Origin of the sequence: Paenibacillus sp. OAE614 (assembly GCF_040546645.1) — a bacterium.
GTDB classification, from domain to species: Bacteria; Bacillota; Bacilli; order Paenibacillales; family Paenibacillaceae; genus Paenibacillus_AQ; species Paenibacillus_AQ favisporus.
The window spans coordinates 577,025-596,102 of sequence record NZ_JBEPOD010000001.1 but is presented as its reverse complement, the minus strand read 5'-3'; the positions used below and the strand labels follow the sequence as shown (position 1 = coordinate 596,102).

Below are 19,078 nucleotides of genomic sequence, written 5' to 3'. Positions count from 1 at the left end.
CGGTTCAAAAAAAGGCTGCCCGAAGAAGCTTTCTTCAGGCAACCTTCGTTGCATTTCAAAGAGATTTCATGATCGGTTTTGTAACGATGCTTGCTTCTACTCAGCCAGGATGTACTGGTTCAACTGAGCTTTCAGCAGCTCTTGGCGGCTGGACTCGTTGCGGCGCGGATTTTCATTGTTCAGCGCATACTCGGCCAGGGAAGCCAGGGTCGCTTTGCCGGATACGACGTCTGCGCCGATACCTTCCTTGAAGCTGGCGTAGCGCTTGTCGATGAAGTCGTCGAACACGCGATCTTCGATCAACTTAGCGGCTACCTTCAAGCCTTTTGCGTAAGTATCCATACCTGCGATATGCGCCAGGAACAGATCTTCCGGCTCGAACGACTGACGGCGTACTTTCGCGTCGAAGTTAATGCCGCCTTTGCCGAGACCGTCGTTCTTCAGCACTTCATACAGTGTAAGCGTGGAATCGTAAATGTTCAGCGGGAACTCGTCGGTATCCCAGCCGAGCAGCATGTCGCCTTGGTTGGCGTCCAGGGATCCGAGCATACCGTTGATACGGGCTACGCGAAGCTCGTGCTCGAACGTGTGTCCGGCCAGCGTTGCATGGTTGGCTTCCAGGTTCAGCTTGAAGTGCTTGTCGAGATCGTATTTTTGCAGGAACGAAATCGTCGTCGCCGCATCAAAGTCGTACTGATGCTTTGTCGGCTCCTTCGGTTTTGGTTCGATCAGGAACTGGGCGTCAAAGCCGATTTCCTTCGCATAATCCACAGCCATGTGGAACAGGCGGGCCATGTTGTCCATTTCAAGCTTAAGGTCCGTATTCAGCAGGGTTTCATACCCTTCGCGTCCGCCCCAGAATACGTAGTTTTCCGCACCGAGCTGTTTGCCGACTTCGAGGCCTTTTTTGACTTGGGCTGCAGCATGGGCATACACGTCCGCGTTGCAAGTAGAACCGGCACCGTGCATGTAGCGTGGGTTTGTGAACATGTTGGCAGTGTTCCACAGCAGCTTCTTGCCGGAGGTCTTCATGCCTTGGCCGATCAGGTCGACGATTGTGTCGATGTTGCTGTAGAACTCACGCAGGCTGCTTCCTTCCGGTGCGATGTCGATATCGTGGAAGCAGAAGAACTGCAGGTTCATTTTGTCCAAAAATTCAAAAGCGGCTTCCACACGGGCTTTGGCCTTGTCCATGCCGTCGTATTTGTCCCAGCTGCGGACAGCCGTCTCTACGCCGAACGGATCGGAACCACCGGCAGTCAGCGTATGCCAGTAAGCCATTGCAAAGCGAAGATGCTCTTCCATCGTTTTGCCTGCTACCACTTCTTGCGGGTTATAAAATTTGAACGCGTACGGATTGGTCGAACGGCTTCCTTCATAAGCGATCTTCCCAACGTTCTCAAAGTATGCCATGTATAATCCTCCTCAAAATTTGCTTATCGCAAACGTTTACAGGAACATAGTAACACATCCGATCAACTTTGTATATTGGTTAAACAAAGTTTTTTTTGGAAAGTGATTTCGGGTTGCTTTTTGCCGCGGATGGCTCTAGACTAATTGATTATGTACTAGTGGGATTACTCGAAGGATGTGCGATATACATGAAAGTCACCGGCGACCAGGCTCTGGTCAAAAAAATAAACCGCTCGCTTGTGCTTCACACGATCCGCAAGCATTCCTCCACCCTCTCCAGAGCCCGGGTATCGGAAATGACCGGCCTGAACAAGGCGACCGTCTCCAATTTGGTAGCCGAGCTGTGCGAACAGCAGCTGGTCACCGAGGTCGGGCCGGGCAAGTCCAGCGGTGGGCGTAAGCCGCTGCTGCTGCATTTTAACGCGATGGCCGGCACTGTCATCGGCATTGAGCTGCGGGTGAAGCAGCTGACGGCCGTGCTGTGCGACCTGGGAGGCAACGTACTGGAAGAGCGGGATCATACGCTTGCGCGTCACGATTTGTCTTATGTGCTTGAAGCAATGAAGAAGGTGATCTCCAGTCTTATGGAAGCGGCTCCGGACACGCCATACGGCACCGTCGGGATCGGGGTCGGTGTGCCCGGCATGGTGGATGAAAACGGGATCGTTTTATTTGCTCCCAACCTCGGCTGGGAAATGGTTCATTTGCGGCAGCTGCTGGAGGAAGCCTTTTCGGTGCCTGTCACCATTGATAACGAAGCTAACGCCGGGGCGCAGGGCGAGCTGAATTTCGGGGCAGCAAAAGATGTGCGCCACCTGCTCTACGTCAGTGCTGGCTCGGGTATCGGTTCGGGTATTATCATCGGCGGGGAGCTGTACAAAGGTGCGCGCGGGTACGCCGGCGAGACCGGCCATATGTGCATCGAAGCCGACGGAAGGCCCTGCACCTGCGGAAGCCGGGGCTGCTGGGAGCTCTACGCCTCGGAGAAAACGTACGATACGGCCGGCACTTCCTTGCCGGCCCACAATACGCCGGAGCTGGTGCGCCTGGCTTCCGAGGGAAATGAGGCTGCCCGGGAACAATTCGCCCAGATGGGCAAATATTTGGGCATCGGCGTAACCAACCTCATCAACAGCTTCAATCCCGAGCTCATCGTGATCGGCGGGGCGCTGTCCGAAGCCCGGGATTGGCTGGCCGGGCCGATGCAGGCGGTCGTCGCGGAGCGGACGCTGCCTTACCATAAGCAGCAGCTCGAGATCACCTTCTCCCGGCTTGGCAGCCGGGGAACGATGATCGGCGCAGGCTTCGCCGCCGTCATGCATTTTCTCGGCCACGCGCGCGTCACGCTGTAACCGGGGTATACAAAAGGCCGGAGATCCATGGATCTCCGGCCTTTTTCATCTATGGTGCGGGGTAATTGACCGCACGGACGGTACTCGACATTCTTATCCAACAGCGAGCCTTTGGCTCGCCCTCAACTAGAAGTTGACGTGCGTCCTGCAGAAGCATGTAAGAAGCTAATTTTTATAATATCCAGATTACTCAAAAGCTCGTAAGATAGTGTCATATGGAGGTGGAGATGTTGAACAATAAAAACATGAAACTCAGGATTGGCTGGATTATTCCAAACGTTTTTATGTATCTTCTTTTTATAGGTGTTGGAACCTTTGTACTTATTAATGCAGATGGTCTAAGAGATATCCATCGACTTGGCATTTGGGTATTCATGCTGCTTCTTATACTATTTGCGGCCTTGTTTGGTTCATATCGAATTTGGACATGGATAAAGCAAGGAAAAATATAGCATAAAGAAGGGAGCCTGCACGGACGGTACTCAACATCCTGATCCAACATCGAACCTCCGGCTCGCCCTCAAGGTAGATGTTGACGCGCGTCCTGATCGGGTTCCTTCATAGATGCCTGCACGGACGGTCGCACCCACGCGCGTGGGTTCTCTCCCATACAACCACTCCAAAATAAAAAAAACGCCATCGGCGTTGTTTGTTTTAACTAATATGGAGCGGGTGATGGGAATACTCAACATCCCGATCCAACAGCGAGCCTCCGGCTCGCCCTCAAGGTAAATGTTGACGCGCGTCCTGATTGGGTTACTTCATAGATGCCTGCACGGACGGTCGCACCCACGCGCGTGGGTTCTCTCCCACACAACCGCTCAACAACAAAAAAACGCCTTCCGGCGTTACCTTTTTTGTTTATGGAGCGGGTGATGGGAGTACTCAACATCCCGATCCAACAGCGAGCCTTCGGCTCGCCCTCAAGGTAGATGTTGACGCGCGTCCTGATTGGGTTACTTCATAGATGCCTGCACGGACGGTCGCACCCACGCGCGTGGGTTCTCTCCCGCACAACCGCTCCAAAATAAAAAAAACGCCATCGGCGTTGTTTGTTTTAATTAATATGGAGCGGGTGATGGGAATCGAACCCACGCTATCAGCTTGGAAGGCTGAAGTTCTACCATTGAACTACACCCGCATATCACCTGTAAAAGCAAAGCCGCCAAGGCGAATCTCGTACTTTCTCAGGGTGAATGTCTAGTATCGGGATGACACGATTCGAACATGCGACCCCCTGGTCCCAAACCAGGTGCTCTACCAAGCTGAGCTACATCCCGTTGCATTCAAGATATATCATCTTGTGAAGACAAGAAATAATATACCACGGATGCCGTGGGATTGCAATACTTTTTTAATTCAGCAGAAAGGTCCGTTCGAAATCCTCGGGCGAAATCGGCTTGCTGAAATAGTAGCCTTGTCCCTCGTGACAGCGCTGCTCTTTCAAGAAATGGAGCTGCTCCTCATTCTCTACGCCTTCAGCCGTTACCTTGAGCTGCAGATGATGCGCCATCGATGCGATCGTGGAGACGATCGCCGCATCGTTATGGTCGCTCATCACTTCGTGGACGAAGGAACGGTCGATTTTCAGCCGGTCGATCGGCATGTTTTTCAAGTAATGCAGCGAGCTGTACCCCGTCCCGAAGTCATCGATACTGATGAAGACGCCGAGCTGCTTCAAGCGCCGAAGCTGCTCAAAGGCCGTCTCCTTGTCAAACGTCATGCTTTCCGTAATTTCCAGCTCGACGTACTTCGGATTCAAGCCGATTTCCTCCAGGATGGACCCGATGCGCTCAGCCAGCTGGGGCTGAAGAAACTGGCGCATGGATAGATTAATCGATACGCAGATCGGCTTATACCCCGCCTGCTGCCATTTTTTATTTTGCATGCACGCCGTGCGGAGAACCCATTCGCCAAGAGGAACAATCAGACCGCTCTCCTCTGCCAGCGGAATGAATTCGGCCGGCGAAACGAATCCCCGTTTCGGATGCCGCCAACGCAGCAGCGCCTCCATGCCGACGATCTCGCTGCTCTCCAAATGAACGAGCGGCTGATACTCCAGGTAAAACTCTTCCCGCTCGATCGCTTTGCGCAGGTCGTTCTCCAGGCGGAGCCGCTCCTTCGCCTTCATCTGCATGGATGGGACAAAGTGACGGACGTCGACTCCATAGTCTTTGGCATGATGAACGGCGGTGTCCGCATGCTGAATCAGCTCCTCGGCCGTGTCTCCGTCCTGCGGAAAGACCGCCATCCCTGCGCAGAGCGTGATATGATAATCGTTTTCCTCGATGACGACGGGCTTTTCAAAGAGCTTCAGCAAATAGCGGATCCGCTCCATCCCCTCTTCCACGCCGGCAAGCGCGGGCAGAATGATGGCGAACTCATCGGCGCCCATACTGAACACTTCCTCGCTGGATCGGGTATTCCGTTTGAGGCGGTCGCCGACAAGCTGCAGAATCCGGTCCCCCGCCTGATGCCCAAGGGAGTCATTGATATTTTTGAAGCGGTTGACGTTAAAAACGACGACCCCTGTCATTTCATGTCCCGCATTTTTGATCTTACTGGAAATGCGCTGAGTCAACCGGCGTTTGTTCGGCAGTCCCGTCAGGTCATCATGGAACGCCAGATAGTTCATCCGCGCCTCCACCCGCTGTTGTTCCCGGAATGGATCCTCGATCGTCAGGCGGTAAACCCCTTTGAGCATCAGATAGTAAGCCACACCTCCGGAAAGGGTGCCAAGCAGGTAATTCCACTGGTATGTATGATTCGCCGTCATCATCAGCCCCTGTCCGAGAGCGGAGTAAATCAGCGCCCGGATAATAATAAGCAGCGATGGGGCCCGGTCCTTTCTGCCCCGGTACATGATCGATCCGATGCCAATCAGGCATACCGCAATGATCACCAGGTCCAAATATTTCTTCAGCCAATTGATGCTGCCATGGTTCATCAGCAAAGGAAGTTTCTGATGCCACAGGAAAAAGGCAAGCACACCAAATACGATCACGGCCGGCGTGATCATAAATGCGAAGCGTTTATGGGTAATCGACACCATCGTGTCTTTCAGATTATAAATCGACAGAAGCCCAAGGGCGCATGCCCCCTTGGAGATAATAAGCAGCCACATGGCATCGTCCTGGTTTAATGCATAGCCGAATAGAGGAATTCCGAGCAAGCTGACCGTCTGCAAAAAATCAAATACAGCCAGAGACAAAAACAGCGCAGCCGTATACAGCCTATGCCGCGACAGTTTGTGCGAAAATAACAGCCATCCCTGGGCGAACACGGCAAAGCTGACAGCCACGCTGCTCCAGCCGGCAAGGATATAAACCGTCTTGAACCAGCCGGCGCCATCATTACTGTATAAAAATGCAGTTTGAACGATCTGAACCGCAACAAAAAACAAGATTCCCACCAAGGCCGTCCTGATTGTTCGTCTTTTCTCTACTCTGGTATGCATGCAGTCCTCTGACCCCCGGGCTTTTTCTGAAATATTTATATATGAATTTCATGCTAAATAATTCCACGTTTATGCCGACATTCCTGCTAACATTAGACAATAATTTTGCATTGGGGCCATCGTTCGACATGTGTCATTTTGCAAAAAAATGAATCCTCATCCTCCTTCATCCGTATTGTAGATTATAATACCTAAGGGGTGTGGCATTGTATGATCATTACAACAACCGAAAATGTAGCCAATCATGAAATTATCGAGGTACTCGGCACCACGTTTGGAGTCGTCGTTAGAGCCAGAGGCATCGGCGGGGACATTATGGCTTCCCTCAAGGGTCTTGTCGGCGGCGAGGTGAAGCAGTACACCCAGATGATTGAGGATGCGCGGCGGCAGGCGGTGGACCGGATGGTGCAGAACGCGCATGCCATGGGCGGGGACGCCATCGTGATGATGCGCTTTGACAGCGGGGATATCGGCAATAACATGAGCGAAATTGTTGCCTACGGCACGGTCGTTAGAACCCGTCCTGTTAGCTGATGGGAGGTATGGTCATTATTCTGCTCATATACGCCTTGGAGCTGGTCGCCTTTCTGCTGCTGTTATGGGTAAGCTGGCGCTTCTTCGACAAAAGATACCGCCGCCGGGACGACAGCGGGGGCAGCAGGGACATCATGAACGGATCGTTTACGCCGACTTCAGAAGTATTTATTGACCCGAAAGACGGTCATAAATACCAGGTCTATTATAATCACCGTACCGGTGAACGCGAATATATCAGACTCGATTGAAGCCAAAAAAGGGCTGCCCGTACTTGTGACGGGCAGCCCTTTTTCCAATGAATCAAATGAAGCGGTTTACTTGTGTTTCGGATCAAAGTTGACTTCCGGAGTCGTCAGCTTGTCGTAGAAATCCACATACTTGTCCTTATCCTCCGATGCCCGGAGCGCCATGGCGGAACGTGGATGCTCCCCCAGTGTTCCCGTAACCATGTAAGGAATCAGGTAGCCCCATTCCTCCTTCTCACGAAGCGGAATCATCAGGCGTTCGATCAAATCCAGCACCGGACGAAGGTTGTAATGGGTATTTTTCAGATGGGTGACGAGCAGCTCGGTCGGGCAGTTGCCAGCCGCGCGGCCCATTCCGTATACAGACGCATCCAGCAGCTCCACGCCCAGCTCCGCAGCGGTCAGCGTGTTGGAGAAGGCCAGCTGCATATTGTTATGCGTATGAACGCCAAGGCGCTTGTTCGGCAGGTGCTTCTTGAACTTCTCGACCAAATACTCCATGTCCTTGTGGTCAAGGCTTCCATAGGAGTCGACGATGTAGACGACATCGACCACGCTCTCCCGGATCATTTCGAAGGCTTCCAGCAGCTCGTTCTCCATGACGTTGGACAAAGCCATAATATTCAGCGTCGTTTCGTAACCGCGTTCATGGAACGTCTGCACCAGTTCCAGCGCTTTATCCACGTCCTTGATGTAGCAAGCAACACGGATCAAATCCAGCATGCTCTCTTCGCGCGGCAAAATATCATTCTCATCGACACGGCCGATATCCACGAGGGCGGACAGCTTGGTTTTGCCCTTCTGGGGGATCACTTCACGCAGGAAGGAATCGTCCAAAAAGCGCCAAGGTCCGGCAGATTCGGCGCCCTTCAGCAGTTTGGGTGAATTTTTGTAGCCGATTTCCATATAGTCAACACCGGCCTCATTCAGTCCGGCGTATAAAGTTTGTACAAACTCGACGCTGAAGTCCCAGTTATTAACCAGTCCCCCATCGCGAATCGTGCAATCGACAATTTTACAAGGGTTCGTTTTCATCCAACAAGCTTCTCCTTCCGGCATAAAATTTATTCCTTCATCATACTTGAAGGTGACCAGAAAAGTAAAGGTTAATTGTCCGGACGATTATGACCGCGAAATGACGGCATACGAAATAAAGCGGCTATCCCGCTCAGGATTCCGCTTTACGTTCATGGTCTTATGAGGATGCCGCTTGCGACAAAATCCACTCCAGCAGGGTCCGGACCATCACCCCGGTGCCTCCCTTGGGATTCACACCCCGCTCTTTTTGGGCGTAGGCCGTTCCGGCGATATCGAGATGAACCCACGGCAGCCCTTCGGCAAAGGTTCCGATAAACAGGCCTGCCGTAATCGCAGCCCCCCTGCCTCCGGTGCTGTTGCGAATGTCCGCCACGTCGCTTTTGAGCATATCCCAAAATTCCTTGTAAGCAGGAAGCGGCCATACTTTTTCACCGGATCTTCTCGAAGCGAGGATCAGCTCCTGGAGAAAAGTGTCATCGTTCGTTACCGCTCCAGTCGCCACATCCCCTAAAGCCGTCACGACGGCGCCTGTGAGCGTCGCCACATCGATGAGACGGACCGCTCCGAGCTGCCTGGCATAAGTCATGCCATCGGCGAGCACCACTCTGCCTTCCGCATCGGTGTTCAGCACCTCGATCGTCCGCCCGCTGAACGACCGGATCACGTCCCCCGGCTTAAAGGCACCGCCTCCAGGCATGTTCTCGGCACTCGGAATGACAGCCACGACGTTCACCTTCGGCTTCAGCGTTCCAAGTGCGTTCATGACACCCAGCACCGCAGCGGCTCCGGCCATATCGCTGATCATCTCTTCCATGCCGAGCCGCTTCTTCAGCGAGATGCCCCCGGTATCGAACGTAATGCCTTTGCCGACAAGCCCTATAACGTCATCCCAGCTGTCCCTTCCTTGATACTTCATCACGATCATCCGCGGAGGTTGAATGCTCCCCTGGCCAACCGAGAGCAATCCACCCATGCCGAGCGCCTTTTGCTCTTCGACATCCAGCGTGTGTGATTCCATGCCATGCTTCCGGGCAATCCGCTGCGCATGCTTCGCCAGATCTTCTGGAACCAGCATATTCCCAGGGAGATTCGTTAAATCCCGCGCCAAACAGGTAGCTTCGGCCGCCGCTTTCCCACGGACAATGCCTTGACGCCATTCTTCAGCTTCCCGGGGATCTGCGTTTCCTTTTCGAAAAAGCACCAGCTCTTTAATTCCATGGTACGTCGGATGGTTTCGTTTGTACTGCTTGATCCGGTATGCTCCCAGAATGAACCCTTCGGTCAGGGCCTGGGCCGCAGTTAGCGTGTTCTGTTCCACAGTAAATCGCATCATGGTCATCGGCACTTCCCATGCCAGGCTTTGGGCTTGGATTTTGAGCGCGGTTTTAGCCGCCTGGGCGGCAGCAAGCCTGAGTTCTTCGGAGGTCAGCGGACGTTCGCCGATCCCGACAAGAATAACGGCGCGATGGCCGCTTGAATCAGGCACAGGCAGTGCGTGGATTTGATTGAAGGCAGCACCGAACAAGCGGCTGTCCCTGAGCTGCTGCACAACGGGTGCAAGACTGGGAGAAAGTGCGTTATCCTCAAAGTCCTTTTGGGAAACCATAACAACAAGCGCATCCATACTGAGCTGAGTAGCCTCCGTATGATCCTTCCATGTGACCGTAATATCTTGTCCTTCGGAAAACGGATGTCCATTCATCGGCGTCATCTTCCTTTGTCTTCAAGTTTTCGGACGATAGTCATATATATTATTCCACCGTTGTCCAAAGCAACTCCAAAGACAAAATGTTCCTGCTGTGCCGAATCAGGACATTTCAACGATCGGAAGCGAGATCACAAACTCTGTTCCCTTCCCTACTTTGCTGTCCACAGAAATATATCCCCGGTGATTCTTGATGATCCGGTAACTGACGGACAGACCAAGGCCTGTCCCGCTTTCCTTGGTCGTAAAGAAGGGATCGAATAAATGGCTCAGCGTGATATGATCCATACCCTTTCCGTTATCCGAAATACATATATTCACGTTTTTCTGGTCCTTGCGCGTGCGGATTTCAATCCTCCCGGTATGCTCATGTCCCTGATCAGCAATCGCATCCATGGCGTTTTTAATGATGTTGAGAATGACCTGCTTAATCTGCTTTACATCGACGGAAATATAAAGGGGCGTAGACTCATCGAGCAAAACAACCTCGCAGCCATTCATCAGCGCTTCGCTCTCCGTAAGGAGAACAACTTCCTTTAGCAAAGACGAAACCGGAATGACGGTCGTTTGCGGTGCAGATGGCTTGGACGAATTCAGAAATTCATAAATAATGTCGTTCGCCCGGTCGATCTCGGTCAATATAATGCGAGCATACTCGTCTTTTCCGAGCTTGGTCAAATGAGGTCTCAGCAGCTGAATGAATCCACGGATGGCCGTGAGCGGGTTGCGGATTTCGTGGGCGATCGATGCCGAAATTTTGCCGAGCATCGCCAGCTTGTCGTTTCGGTAGGCGGTTTGTTCGATCTGCTTGAAATCGGATACATCCTTGACACTAAATAAAAAATCACCGTCCATTTGGTCGCCGTAGGTGACCGTAAGAAGCCACTGTCGTCCGGTTTCATCACTTAGCTCATGGTATCTTTTTCGGTGAAAAATGGTTTCGCGGTAAATACGCAATATTTTCTTCTTCTTATACCGGCTTAACTGGGGATGACGCAAAATTTGAAGCAAGGTTAGGCCAGTCAACGACTTACGGGAAATTTCCAACAACCTCGCCATTTGCACATTAATAAAGGTCAAAACGCCCTCACTGTCGAAAAGAATTACCCCACTGTCCAAGTGCTCCAAAATGTTCTCGTACTTGTTCTTCACAAGCTGCGTAGATTGAAACGCCTCCAGGGACTGCAACAACGTCTCTTGGATTTCGCTCACACGATGCCCCCCCTTTATAAGGAAATGACGGAATTGGCAAATCGTTAGCAGGCAAATATTCCATCTTTTGGCCAGTAATAAAGATTAGTTTAATCATAGACAAGCTCGCCGGAAAACTCAACAAGAGATACTGTCGAAAAAAGAAAAAATGGTCCCAGCCTGAAAATGATGGCCGTCAATCGGTGCTCTTTCTTAGCCGAAAGTCCCCGCTTATGCAGAAGTTTCTCCTGTAAAAATAAGGATGTCGTCTCTTGCGAAAGCGAATCTTAAAACAAAAGCATCAGACACAAAAAATTTATTTTTGTACCTGATGCTATGTCATGACCGGGCGCTCAGCCGGGACGATTTCCGCCGATTCGACGGCAGGCCCGGGTATCCGATGAAATTTTATGATTTATGCTGAAGACGCAGCCGGCGCTGGCTCATGACCGCGAGTCTTTTCTTCAGCTCGCTCTGCCATTTCTCGTCTTGAATTTGCTTAGCGACCGTCAACAAATCAAGGGCCATGTCAATCTGGCTCTGAATGATGTCTTTCGGATCTTCCTTCTCACAGTTGACCACATTTTCAAAAATGGTCTCTTCGTCCTCGATCACATAATCCTGAAAGTCAATTTCTGCCGCCCCGTCACCATGCGCATATTCGGCCAAAATTTCGTATTCATTCTCAACCTTGTAATGAACCTCAACCCGGTGGCACACGGGACAGAACAACAGGGGAACATTATGGACTTGAGTGCGATAATGTTTAAGTGTACCTTTCGTTCCAACCATACTTGCTCCGCAGCAATAACTCATTCCAGTTCACCCTCCTCTGGATTCCACCGTATTTCTTCATAATGTATTCGATTCCAAGCTCGACAATTCCTTTTTTTCAACCCTGACGGGACCCAAGTTTTATCATGTATGCCTGCTCTTTGGTTTTCTATATCGCCCTGTTCAAATCCTGCTAAATAGATGAGTTCATTCTATATTAATGCCACAACAAGACGTTATGCCGCTCCTAGCCATATTTCAACTTCCCCGAGACATTCTAAACCCAAAACCACAGTTGATGAAAAACCCCCTTGGCCTGCATCAAGCAAGGCAAAGGGGGCTTGTCCGAATATTTAAAAATTAGTTGGTTACCAGATTTTTGTCGCCTGGTTTCCAGTTCATTGCGCACAATCCGCCGGATTGCAGCGCTTGGAGGACGCGAAGGGTTTCTTCAACGCTGCGGCCGATATCGTTGTGGTTAACCACTTGATATTTCAGCTCGCCTTCAGGGTTGATGATGAACAGACCGCGAAGAGCAACGCCCTCTTCTTCGATGTACACGCCGTAGTCTTTTGCAACGGATCTCGTGATGTCGGAAGCCAGTGGGAAGTTGATTTTTCCAAGACCGTTCGAGTCGCGCGGTGTGTTGATCCAAGCCTTGTGGCTGTGGATGGAGTCCGTGCTCACACCGAGAATTTCAGCGTCAAGCGCTTTGAACTGCTCGTAAGCATCGCTCAGCGCAGTGATTTCCGTAGGGCATACGAAAGTGAAATCGAGTGGATAGAAGAAAAATACGAGCCATTTACCGCGATAGTCAGTCAGGCTTGCTTTGCTGAAATCCGTGCCGTCACCTGTTACAGTTTCCATCGTAAATTCAGGAGCCGGTTTACCTACTAAACGTTCTGCCATGTCAAAAATTCCTCCTTTAATATAAAGAACAACTGCTCTGTTCTAGATTAAGTATCGTATTGCATCCCAAGTGGAATCTACATTTCAAATGGTATCATTCGACGAAATCAAAGTCAAGATTATATAGGTTATTTATTTATAATAATTATAAATAAGAAAAAATCGTGAACTTTTCAACGAATCTTCAGCAGACGGATGTAAAAAAAAGGGGCCGCCGATCACCCGGCAGCACCCTTTCCAAAAAAATCCTTTCATTTATATAGCGTTAAAACGACCTCAATATTACGTTGAAAATTACTTCTTCATCGCAGCCACGATCAGGTCGCCCATCTCCCGTGTGCCGATCGCCTTGCTCTTATCCACAGCGATGTCGCCTGTGCGATGTCCAGCATTCAGCACGTCAGCCACAGCTGCTTCAATCGCGTCTGCCGCATCCCCGTATCCAAACGTGAGGCGGAACATCAGCGCCAGTGACAGAATCGTGGCGATCGGATTCGCCAGGTTCTGACCCGCGATATCCGGTGCGGAGCCGTGAACCGGCTCATACAAGCCGAACGCGCCTTCTCCCATCGAAGCGGACGACAGCATACCGATTGACCCTGTCAACATGGCGGCTTCGTCGCTCAAAATATCGCCAAACATGTTCTCCGTCACGATGACGTCGAAGCTGGCTGGCCGGCGCAGCAGCTGCATGGCGCAGTTGTCGACAAGCACATGCTCCAGCTCAACGTCCGGATAATCCGGAGCGACCCGATTCACCACTTCACGCCACAGGCGGGAAGTTTCGAGCACGTTCGCCTTATCGACGGAAGCGAGCTTCTTGCGGCGCTTCTGGGCGATTTCAAAGGCTTGGCGCACGATCCGTTCCACTTCCGCCACATTGTACACGCAAGTGTCCACCGCTTCTTCGCCATGCTCGCCTTGGCGTCTCAGCTTGTCACCGAAGTAAATGCCGCCGGTCAGCTCCCGTACAACCATCAGGTCCGTGCCTTCCAGCACCTCAGGCTTCAGCGTCGAGGCGTCCTTCAAGCAGTCGAATACCACGGCCGGACGCAGGTTCGAGAACAATCCGAGCGCCTTGCGGATACCGAGCAGGCCAGTCTCCGGACGGAGTTCCTTCGGATTGTTGTCCCATTTCGGTCCGCCTACCGCGCCTAGCAGCACCGCGTCTGCATTTTTACATACCGCCAGCGTCTCTTCCGGAAGCGGGGTCCCCTTCTCGTCGATTGCGATTCCCCCGAACAGCGCATGCTCTGTTTCAAACGAGTAGCCGAACAGCTCCTCCGTGCGCTTGAGCACTTTCTCCGCTTCTGCGACAACCTCCGGCCCGATGCCGTCCCCTGCGATTACTGCAATCTTTTTAACCTCTGCCATAATATCAGTCACTCCTCCAGGTACAGGTACCTCGTTTTCACTGTCCTAATTCTCTATATACTGTTGTAACACATGAAGGAGAGCATTGACCAAGATATAGAATCTATGACCTTAATAGTATTTTCCTATAAGCTGACCGAATGGATTAAATTATTCTATACCTGCCTTAACAAGGCACATTTCTTTTCCTGATTAATCCGGGTACAATGGTATTGTTTGGACTTATACTCTTCAATCGCAAAGGAGTTGAACGGATTCATGCAGTATACGTATTTGGGAAAATCCGGTTTAAAAGTGAGCCGCTTGTGCCTGGGAACGATGAACTTCGGACCAGCGACGGACGAGAAGGAAGCGTTCCGCATCATGGACGCGGCGCTTGACGCCGGCGTTCAGTTTTTTGATACCGCTAACATTTACGGCTGGGGCGAAAATTCCGGCTTGACCGAAACCATTATCGGCCGCTGGTTCGCCCAGGGCGGCGGCCGCCGCGAAAAGGTGGTCCTCGCCACCAAGGTTCATGGCGACATGAGCGACCCGGCGGACGGTCCGAACGGGGCGCGGGGCCTGTCCTCGTACAAAATTCGCAGACACCTGGAAGGATCGCTCCGGCGCCTGCAGACCGACCATATCGAGCTGTACCAAATGCACCATGTCGACCCGAACGTCACTTGGGACGAGCTGTGGGGCGCATTTGAAATCGCGGCGAACCAGGGCAAAATCGGCTACGTCGGCTCCAGCAACTTTGCTGCCTGGCAGCTGGCCATCGCCCAAAGCGAAGCGAAGAACCGCCATTTTCTCGGCCTGGTGTCTGAGCAGCATAAATACAGCCTGAACTGCCGCCTTCCGGAGCTGGAAGTGCTGCCGGCTGCGCAAAGCCTCGGCCTCGGTGTGATCCCGTGGAGCCCGCTCGACGGCGGATTGCTCGGACGCAACGCGCTGAAGAAGCTGGAAGGCACACGCAGCGGCGGAAGCGCGGAGCGCATCGAGAAGCATCGCGCCAAGCTCGAGGCGTTTGCCGAATTGTGCAATGAGCTCGGCGAGCCACAGGATAACGTCGCGCTTGCCTGGCTGCTGAGCAATCCGGCGGTGACGGCGCCGATCATCGGGCCGCGCACGCTGGAGCAGTTCGAAAGCTCCCTCGGCGCGCTCGAAATCAAGCTGGATGAAGCCGTGCTGAAGCGGCTGGACGAAATCTTCCCGGGACCGGGCGGCGCCGCTCCCGAGGCGTATGCCTGGTAAGCGGGCATAACGGCTTAACATCGCCGCTCCTGAAATGCAAAAGGCGGATCCCCTCTAAATCCGGGGATCCGCCTTTTTTTATTGATGGATGAGTGCCGTATGTTATTTCTTGATCCAATGCATCATTTCGCGCAGCTGACCGCCGACAACTTCGATCGGATGGTTAGCTTCGTTACGGCGCGTTGCATTCAGGAATGCACGGTTGGATTGGTTTTCAAGGATAAAGTCGCGGGCGAATTTACCTTGTTGGATGTCGGACAGCACTTCCTTCATCGCTTTCTTCGTTTCTTCCGTTACGATGCGAGGTCCAGTTACATAGTCACCGTACTCAGCCGTATTGGAGATGGAGTCACGCATGTTAGCCATGCCTCCTTCATAGATCAGGTCAACGATCAGCTTCATTTCGTGGAGGCACTCGAAGTAAGCCATTTCCGGAGCGTATCCAGCTTCAACCAGCGTTTCGAATCCGGCTTTGATCAGCGCAGTTACGCCGCCGCAAAGTACGGCTTGCTCACCGAACAAATCGGTTTCGGTTTCTTCACGGAAGGAAGTTTCGATAACCCCTGCGCGGGTACAGCCGATACCTTTTGCATAGGCCAGTCCGATTTGCTTCGCATTGCCAGTAGCGTCCTGCTCGATGGCGATCAGGCCAGGAACCCCGAAGCCTTCGACATACGTGCGGCGAACCATGTGACCTGGGGATTTTGGAGCAACCAGGAGCACGTCGGAATCTTTAGGAGCAACGATTTGTCCAAAATGAACGTTGAAGCCGTGGGAGAACATGAGCGCAGCGCCTTTTTTCAGGTTAGGCTCGATTTCGTTTTTGTACACGGATGCTTGAGTTTCGTCCGGCATCAGGATTTGTACTACGTCCGCTTGGCTTGTTGCTTCGGCAACGGACAGAACTTCGAAACCGTCGTTTTTGGCTTTATCGAAAGATTTGCCTTCGCGAAGACCGATAACGACCTTGACACCGCTGTCACGCAGGTTTTGCGCCTGTGCGTGGCCTTGGCTTCCGTATCCGATAACGGCAACGGTTTTTCCTTTTAAAGCGCTGAGTTCTGCGTCTTGCTCGTAATAAGTTGTAACTGGCATGTGAATAAATCCTCCTTTGTTTTTAAAAAGAACCCTTCATAAAGAGCGGGTGTTTCAAAGGACCCTGCACCCGGTTTGTCCCGCTTTCGGGATACGATCCTCTCAAACCCCCGCTCTTTAGCGGGAATTTATTGAATATGTTGTTGTGTATGATTATGCATTTCCGCGAATCATGGCGGTGACTCCGGTGCGAGACAGCTCCCGGATTCCGTACGGCTTCAAGAGCTCGATCATGGCGTCGATTTTCGAGGAATCCCCGACAACTTGAACCATGATGCTGCCGCTTCCGATGTCGACGACCGAAGCGCGGAACGTTTCTACGACGCCGAGGATTTCCGGACGTTCCGCCGGCTCCGCGCTGACTTTGATCAGCGCCAGCTCGCGCGCCACCATTGGCTTGGAGCTAAGGTTGATAACCTTGATGACATCGATCAATTTGTACAGCTGCTTCTCGATTTGCTCCAGCGTCATGTCGTCACCGATCGTGACGATGACCATGCGGGAGAGCCCCGCTTCTTCCGACTGCCCGACCGTAATGCTCTCAATGTTGAAGCCGCGGCGTCCAAACAGTCCGGATACCCGCTGCAGCACGCCCGGCTGGTCATTCACTAGAACGGCAATGGTATGTCTCATGCTCATAATTATGCATCCCCCATCAACATTTGATCAATGGTCGAGCCTTGAGTTACCATCGGATACACGTTCTCACCCTTGCTGACCACAAATTCCACAACGACAGGTCCCGGCGTTTCGAGCGCTTCTTTCCAGGCCGTTCTGGCCTCTTCCTTGTTCGTCGCCCGCAGTCCCTTCACTCCGTAAGCCTCGGCCAGTTTGACGAAATCCGGGCTTCCTTCCAGGTCGATATGGCTGTAACGGTTATCGTAAATCAGTTCCTGCCACTGACGAACCATACCGAGCACCTGGTTGTTGATGATGACGACCTTCACCGGTATGTTATTGATGGCGCAGATCGCAAGCTCCTGGGAGCACATCTGTATGCCGCCGTCACCGTTCACCGAAATGACGAGCCTTTCCGGATTGGCCATTTGGGCGCCGATGGCGGAAGGAAGTCCGAATCCCATCGTTCCGAGTCCGCCCGAAGTCACCCAGGAGCGCGGCTGATTGAACTTATAGTACTGTGCAGCCCACATCTGATGCTGGCCTACGTCAGTTGTGACGATCGCTTCGCCCTTCGTCGTATCGTTCAGCAGCTCGATAACCCATTGCGGCTTGAGCTCTGTATCCGAATCAGCGTAGCGGAGCGGGTGCTCCAGCTTCCACTGCTGAACCCGGGTTCTCCAAGCTTCAGCCTTGCCGGCCCGCTTCACATCGTTGTTCAGCATTTCCAGCACCGTCTTGCAGTCGCCTACGATCGGAATGTCTGTCGGCACGTTTTTGCCGATTTCCGCCGGATCGATGTCGATGTGCACAATCTTCGCTTTCGGGGCAAATCCGTTCAGTTTGCCAGTTACCCGGTCATCGAACCGTGCGCCGATGTTGATCAGCAGGTCCGACTCCTGAATCGCCATGTTGGAGGCGTAAGTTCCGTGCATCCCCGGCATGCCCGTCCAGAGCTCATGCCCGCTAGGGAATGCTCCCAGACCGAGAAGCGTTGTCGTGATCGGTATTTCGGTCCGCTTCACGAATTCGTACAGCGCTTCATGTCCGCCGGAGTAGATCACGCCGCCGCCGGCAATGATCATCGGCCGCTCGCTCTCTTCGATCGCTGCAACCAGCTTGTCGAGCTGAAGCTTGTTAGGCACCAGGCGCGGGTTGTACCCGCGAAGGTTAATGCTGTTTCCCGGTTCGAACAGCGTAAGCGCCGCTGATACGTCCTTCGGAATGTCGATCAGCACCGGACCTTTGCGGCCGGTCGAAGCGATGTGGAATGCTTCGTGAATAATTCTCGGCAGATCTTTGACATCTCTGACGAGATAGCTGTGCTTCGTAATCGGCATCGTGATGCCTGTAATGTCGGCCTCCTGAAAAGCATCCGTTCCGATCAGGCTCGTTGCGACGTTACCCGTGATAACAACCAGAGGGACGGAATCCATATAAGCGGTGGCAATTCCTGTGACCAGGTTGGTCGCCCCCGGTCCCGATGTTGCTATACACACGCCGACTTTGCCGCTGGCCCGGGCGTAACCGTCTGCCGCATGGATTGCTCCCTGCTCGTGACGAGTCAGCACATGTTTGAAATCCTTAAATCCATACATCGCATCGTAAATGTAAAGCACTGCCCCGCCCGGATACCCGAAAACACACTCGACACCTTCCAGCAGAAGGCTGCGAAGCAGTATTTCCGAGCCGGAAATGACTTCCGGCTTCATCCATTTCTCACGTAATTGTTCTGTAGACCGCACTTCAGGAATTTGCGCGCTCATCAGTCATCCTCCTCTCAAGAATACGTTCATTTTTTTGTGATGGTAAACAAAAAAACCTTCCATCCCTCATCACACAATGTTCTTGTGTGAGGGACGAAAGGTTGTTCTTCCGTGGTACCACCCATATTTGCTCCGCACTTCACAGTGCACAGCCTCAGCAGGTATAGAAAATCAGGAACGGTGCCTCTTTATCGATGGCTCATCCGTTTCCATACCTTGAGTCCGTAACGTGGACCTGACGATTCTCCCTAATAGGCTTTAGCGCTTTTCAGGAGAACAGCTCCGAGGTGAGCTCGTATAAAAGGGGTTTTGGCGGAGGTTGCAGCAGATCCTCTCACTCTCTGTTCAAAAGAGCCCTTTAAACT

The 19,078-nt window shown here is 52.4% G+C and carries 16 protein-coding genes and 2 tRNA genes; 5 read left to right on the top strand and 13 right to left on the bottom strand.

What is annotated here, in order from left to right; all coding sequences use genetic code 11:
* Window positions 1-96: 96 nt before the first annotated feature.
* A complete protein-coding gene (xylA, locus tag ABIE48_RS03230; protein ID WP_076170725.1) occupies window positions 97-1,413 on the bottom strand; it encodes a xylose isomerase in 1,317 nt (438 codons plus the stop codon).
* A gap of 188 nt (window positions 1,414-1,601) precedes the next feature.
* Between xylA and ABIE48_RS03225 the strand changes: the two genes are divergently transcribed.
* Window positions 1,602-2,765, top strand: coding sequence for an ROK family protein (locus ABIE48_RS03225; RefSeq protein ID WP_192716464.1), 1,164 nt, complete (start codon window positions 1,602-1,604; stop codon window positions 2,763-2,765).
* A 227-nt stretch (window positions 2,766-2,992) separates the two neighbouring features.
* Window positions 2,993-3,217: a hypothetical protein gene (locus ABIE48_RS03220; RefSeq protein ID WP_258169034.1), complete on the top strand. Its 225-nt coding sequence runs from the start codon at window positions 2,993-2,995 to the stop codon at window positions 3,215-3,217.
* 615 nt (window positions 3,218-3,832) lie between these two features.
* Here ABIE48_RS03220 and ABIE48_RS03215 read toward each other — a convergent pair.
* The 3 genes from ABIE48_RS03215 to ABIE48_RS03205 form a co-directional block, all read right to left on the bottom strand.
* Window positions 3,833-3,906: transfer RNA gene (locus ABIE48_RS03215), tRNA-Gly, on the bottom strand.
* A gap of 65 nt (window positions 3,907-3,971) precedes the next feature.
* Window positions 3,972-4,045, bottom strand: a tRNA-Pro gene (locus ABIE48_RS03210).
* A gap of 74 nt (window positions 4,046-4,119) precedes the next feature.
* Entirely contained in the window at window positions 4,120-6,177 is a 2,058-nt protein-coding gene (locus ABIE48_RS03205) for a putative bifunctional diguanylate cyclase/phosphodiesterase (RefSeq protein WP_354518293.1), read from the bottom strand.
* Between the two features lie 255 nt (window positions 6,178-6,432).
* Between ABIE48_RS03205 and ABIE48_RS03200 the strand changes: the two genes are divergently transcribed.
* Together ABIE48_RS03200 and ABIE48_RS03195 are read left to right on the top strand one after the other, a co-directional pair.
* Window positions 6,433-6,756, top strand: a complete 324-nt coding sequence (locus ABIE48_RS03200) for a YbjQ family protein (protein ID WP_105445850.1) — start codon at window positions 6,433-6,435, stop codon at window positions 6,754-6,756.
* 8 nt (window positions 6,757-6,764) lie between these two features.
* Window positions 6,765-7,007, top strand: a complete 243-nt coding sequence (locus ABIE48_RS03195; RefSeq protein ID WP_076173228.1) for a hypothetical protein — start codon at window positions 6,765-6,767, stop codon at window positions 7,005-7,007.
* 66 nt (window positions 7,008-7,073) lie between these two features.
* Here ABIE48_RS03195 and ABIE48_RS03190 read toward each other — a convergent pair whose 3' ends face one another.
* From ABIE48_RS03190 to leuB, 6 genes are all read right to left on the bottom strand, one after another.
* Complete coding sequence (locus ABIE48_RS03190; protein WP_089545713.1) at window positions 7,074-8,039, bottom strand: aldolase catalytic domain-containing protein; 966 nt, start codon at window positions 8,037-8,039, stop codon at window positions 7,074-7,076.
* Window positions 8,040-8,199: 160 nt separating this feature from the next.
* A complete protein-coding gene (locus tag ABIE48_RS03185) occupies window positions 8,200-9,744 on the bottom strand; it encodes a leucyl aminopeptidase (protein WP_192716462.1) in 1,545 nt (514 codons plus the stop codon).
* A gap of 105 nt (window positions 9,745-9,849) precedes the next feature.
* Window positions 9,850-10,959, bottom strand: a complete 1,110-nt coding sequence (locus ABIE48_RS03180) for an ATP-binding protein (RefSeq protein WP_145025517.1) — start codon at window positions 10,957-10,959, stop codon at window positions 9,850-9,852.
* 387 nt (window positions 10,960-11,346) lie between these two features.
* Window positions 11,347-11,754 (bottom strand): hypothetical protein, encoded by a 408-nt coding sequence (locus ABIE48_RS03175; protein WP_076173231.1) that lies wholly within the window; start codon window positions 11,752-11,754, stop codon window positions 11,347-11,349.
* A 318-nt stretch (window positions 11,755-12,072) separates the two neighbouring features.
* Complete coding sequence (locus ABIE48_RS03170; RefSeq protein WP_076173232.1) at window positions 12,073-12,621, bottom strand: peroxiredoxin; 549 nt, start codon at window positions 12,619-12,621, stop codon at window positions 12,073-12,075.
* A gap of 294 nt (window positions 12,622-12,915) precedes the next feature.
* Complete coding sequence (leuB, locus tag ABIE48_RS03165; protein WP_076173233.1) at window positions 12,916-13,995, bottom strand: 3-isopropylmalate dehydrogenase; 1,080 nt, start codon at window positions 13,993-13,995, stop codon at window positions 12,916-12,918.
* Between the two features lie 258 nt (window positions 13,996-14,253).
* Between leuB and ABIE48_RS03160 the strand changes: the two genes are divergently transcribed.
* Window positions 14,254-15,234 (top strand): aldo/keto reductase, encoded by a 981-nt coding sequence (locus ABIE48_RS03160; protein ID WP_116232141.1) that lies wholly within the window; start codon window positions 14,254-14,256, stop codon window positions 15,232-15,234.
* Between the two features lie 102 nt (window positions 15,235-15,336).
* On the opposite strand, the gene ilvC is transcribed toward ABIE48_RS03160, so the two are convergent.
* From ilvC to ilvB, 3 genes are all read right to left on the bottom strand, one after another.
* Window positions 15,337-16,329 carry a ketol-acid reductoisomerase gene (gene ilvC, locus ABIE48_RS03155; protein ID WP_076173235.1) on the bottom strand — a complete coding sequence of 331 codons (993 nt, stop codon included), beginning with the start codon at window positions 16,327-16,329 and terminating at the stop codon, window positions 15,337-15,339.
* Window positions 16,330-16,482: 153 nt separating this feature from the next.
* Window positions 16,483-16,968, bottom strand: a complete 486-nt coding sequence (gene ilvN / locus ABIE48_RS03150) for an acetolactate synthase small subunit (RefSeq protein ID WP_076173236.1) — start codon at window positions 16,966-16,968, stop codon at window positions 16,483-16,485.
* Between the two features lie 2 nt (window positions 16,969-16,970).
* The gene (gene ilvB, locus ABIE48_RS03145) at window positions 16,971-18,713 is read right to left on the bottom strand and encodes a biosynthetic-type acetolactate synthase large subunit (protein ID WP_192716461.1); all 1,743 of its coding nucleotides are present in this window, start codon (window positions 18,711-18,713) and stop codon (window positions 16,971-16,973) included.
* Between the last annotated feature and the right edge of the window lie 365 nt (window positions 18,714-19,078).

What these genes read in the sequence shown, in the direction of transcription:
- xylA (WP_076170725.1), bottom strand. Translation starts at nt 1,413, where the DNA reads ATGGCATACTTTGAGAACGTTGGGAAGATCGCTTATGAAGGAAGCCGT.
- ABIE48_RS03225 (WP_192716464.1), top strand. Translation starts at nt 1,602, where the DNA reads ATGAAAGTCACCGGCGACCAGGCTCTGGTCAAAAAAATAAACCGCTCG.
- ABIE48_RS03220 (WP_258169034.1), top strand. Translation starts at nt 2,993, where the DNA reads ATGTTGAACAATAAAAACATGAAACTCAGGATTGGCTGGATTATTCCA.
- ABIE48_RS03200 (WP_105445850.1), top strand. Translation starts at nt 6,433, where the DNA reads ATGATCATTACAACAACCGAAAATGTAGCCAATCATGAAATTATCGAG.
- ABIE48_RS03195 (WP_076173228.1), top strand. Translation starts at nt 6,765, where the DNA reads ATGGTCATTATTCTGCTCATATACGCCTTGGAGCTGGTCGCCTTTCTG.
- ABIE48_RS03190 (WP_089545713.1), bottom strand. Translation starts at nt 8,039, where the DNA reads ATGAAAACGAACCCTTGTAAAATTGTCGATTGCACGATTCGCGATGGG.
- ABIE48_RS03185 (WP_192716462.1), bottom strand. Translation starts at nt 9,744, where the DNA reads ATGAATGGACATCCGTTTTCCGAAGGACAAGATATTACGGTCACATGG.
- ABIE48_RS03175 (WP_076173231.1), bottom strand. Translation starts at nt 11,754, where the DNA reads ATGAGTTATTGCTGCGGAGCAAGTATGGTTGGAACGAAAGGTACACTT.
- ABIE48_RS03170 (WP_076173232.1), bottom strand. Translation starts at nt 12,621, where the DNA reads ATGGCAGAACGTTTAGTAGGTAAACCGGCTCCTGAATTTACGATGGAA.
- leuB (WP_076173233.1), bottom strand. Translation starts at nt 13,995, where the DNA reads ATGGCAGAGGTTAAAAAGATTGCAGTAATCGCAGGGGACGGCATCGGG.
- ABIE48_RS03160 (WP_116232141.1), top strand. Translation starts at nt 14,254, where the DNA reads ATGCAGTATACGTATTTGGGAAAATCCGGTTTAAAAGTGAGCCGCTTG.
- ilvC (WP_076173235.1), bottom strand. Translation starts at nt 16,329, where the DNA reads ATGCCAGTTACAACTTATTACGAGCAAGACGCAGAACTCAGCGCTTTA.
- ilvN (WP_076173236.1), bottom strand. Translation starts at nt 16,968, where the DNA reads ATGAGCATGAGACATACCATTGCCGTTCTAGTGAATGACCAGCCGGGC.
- ilvB (WP_192716461.1), bottom strand. Translation starts at nt 18,713, where the DNA reads ATGAGCGCGCAAATTCCTGAAGTGCGGTCTACAGAACAATTACGTGAG.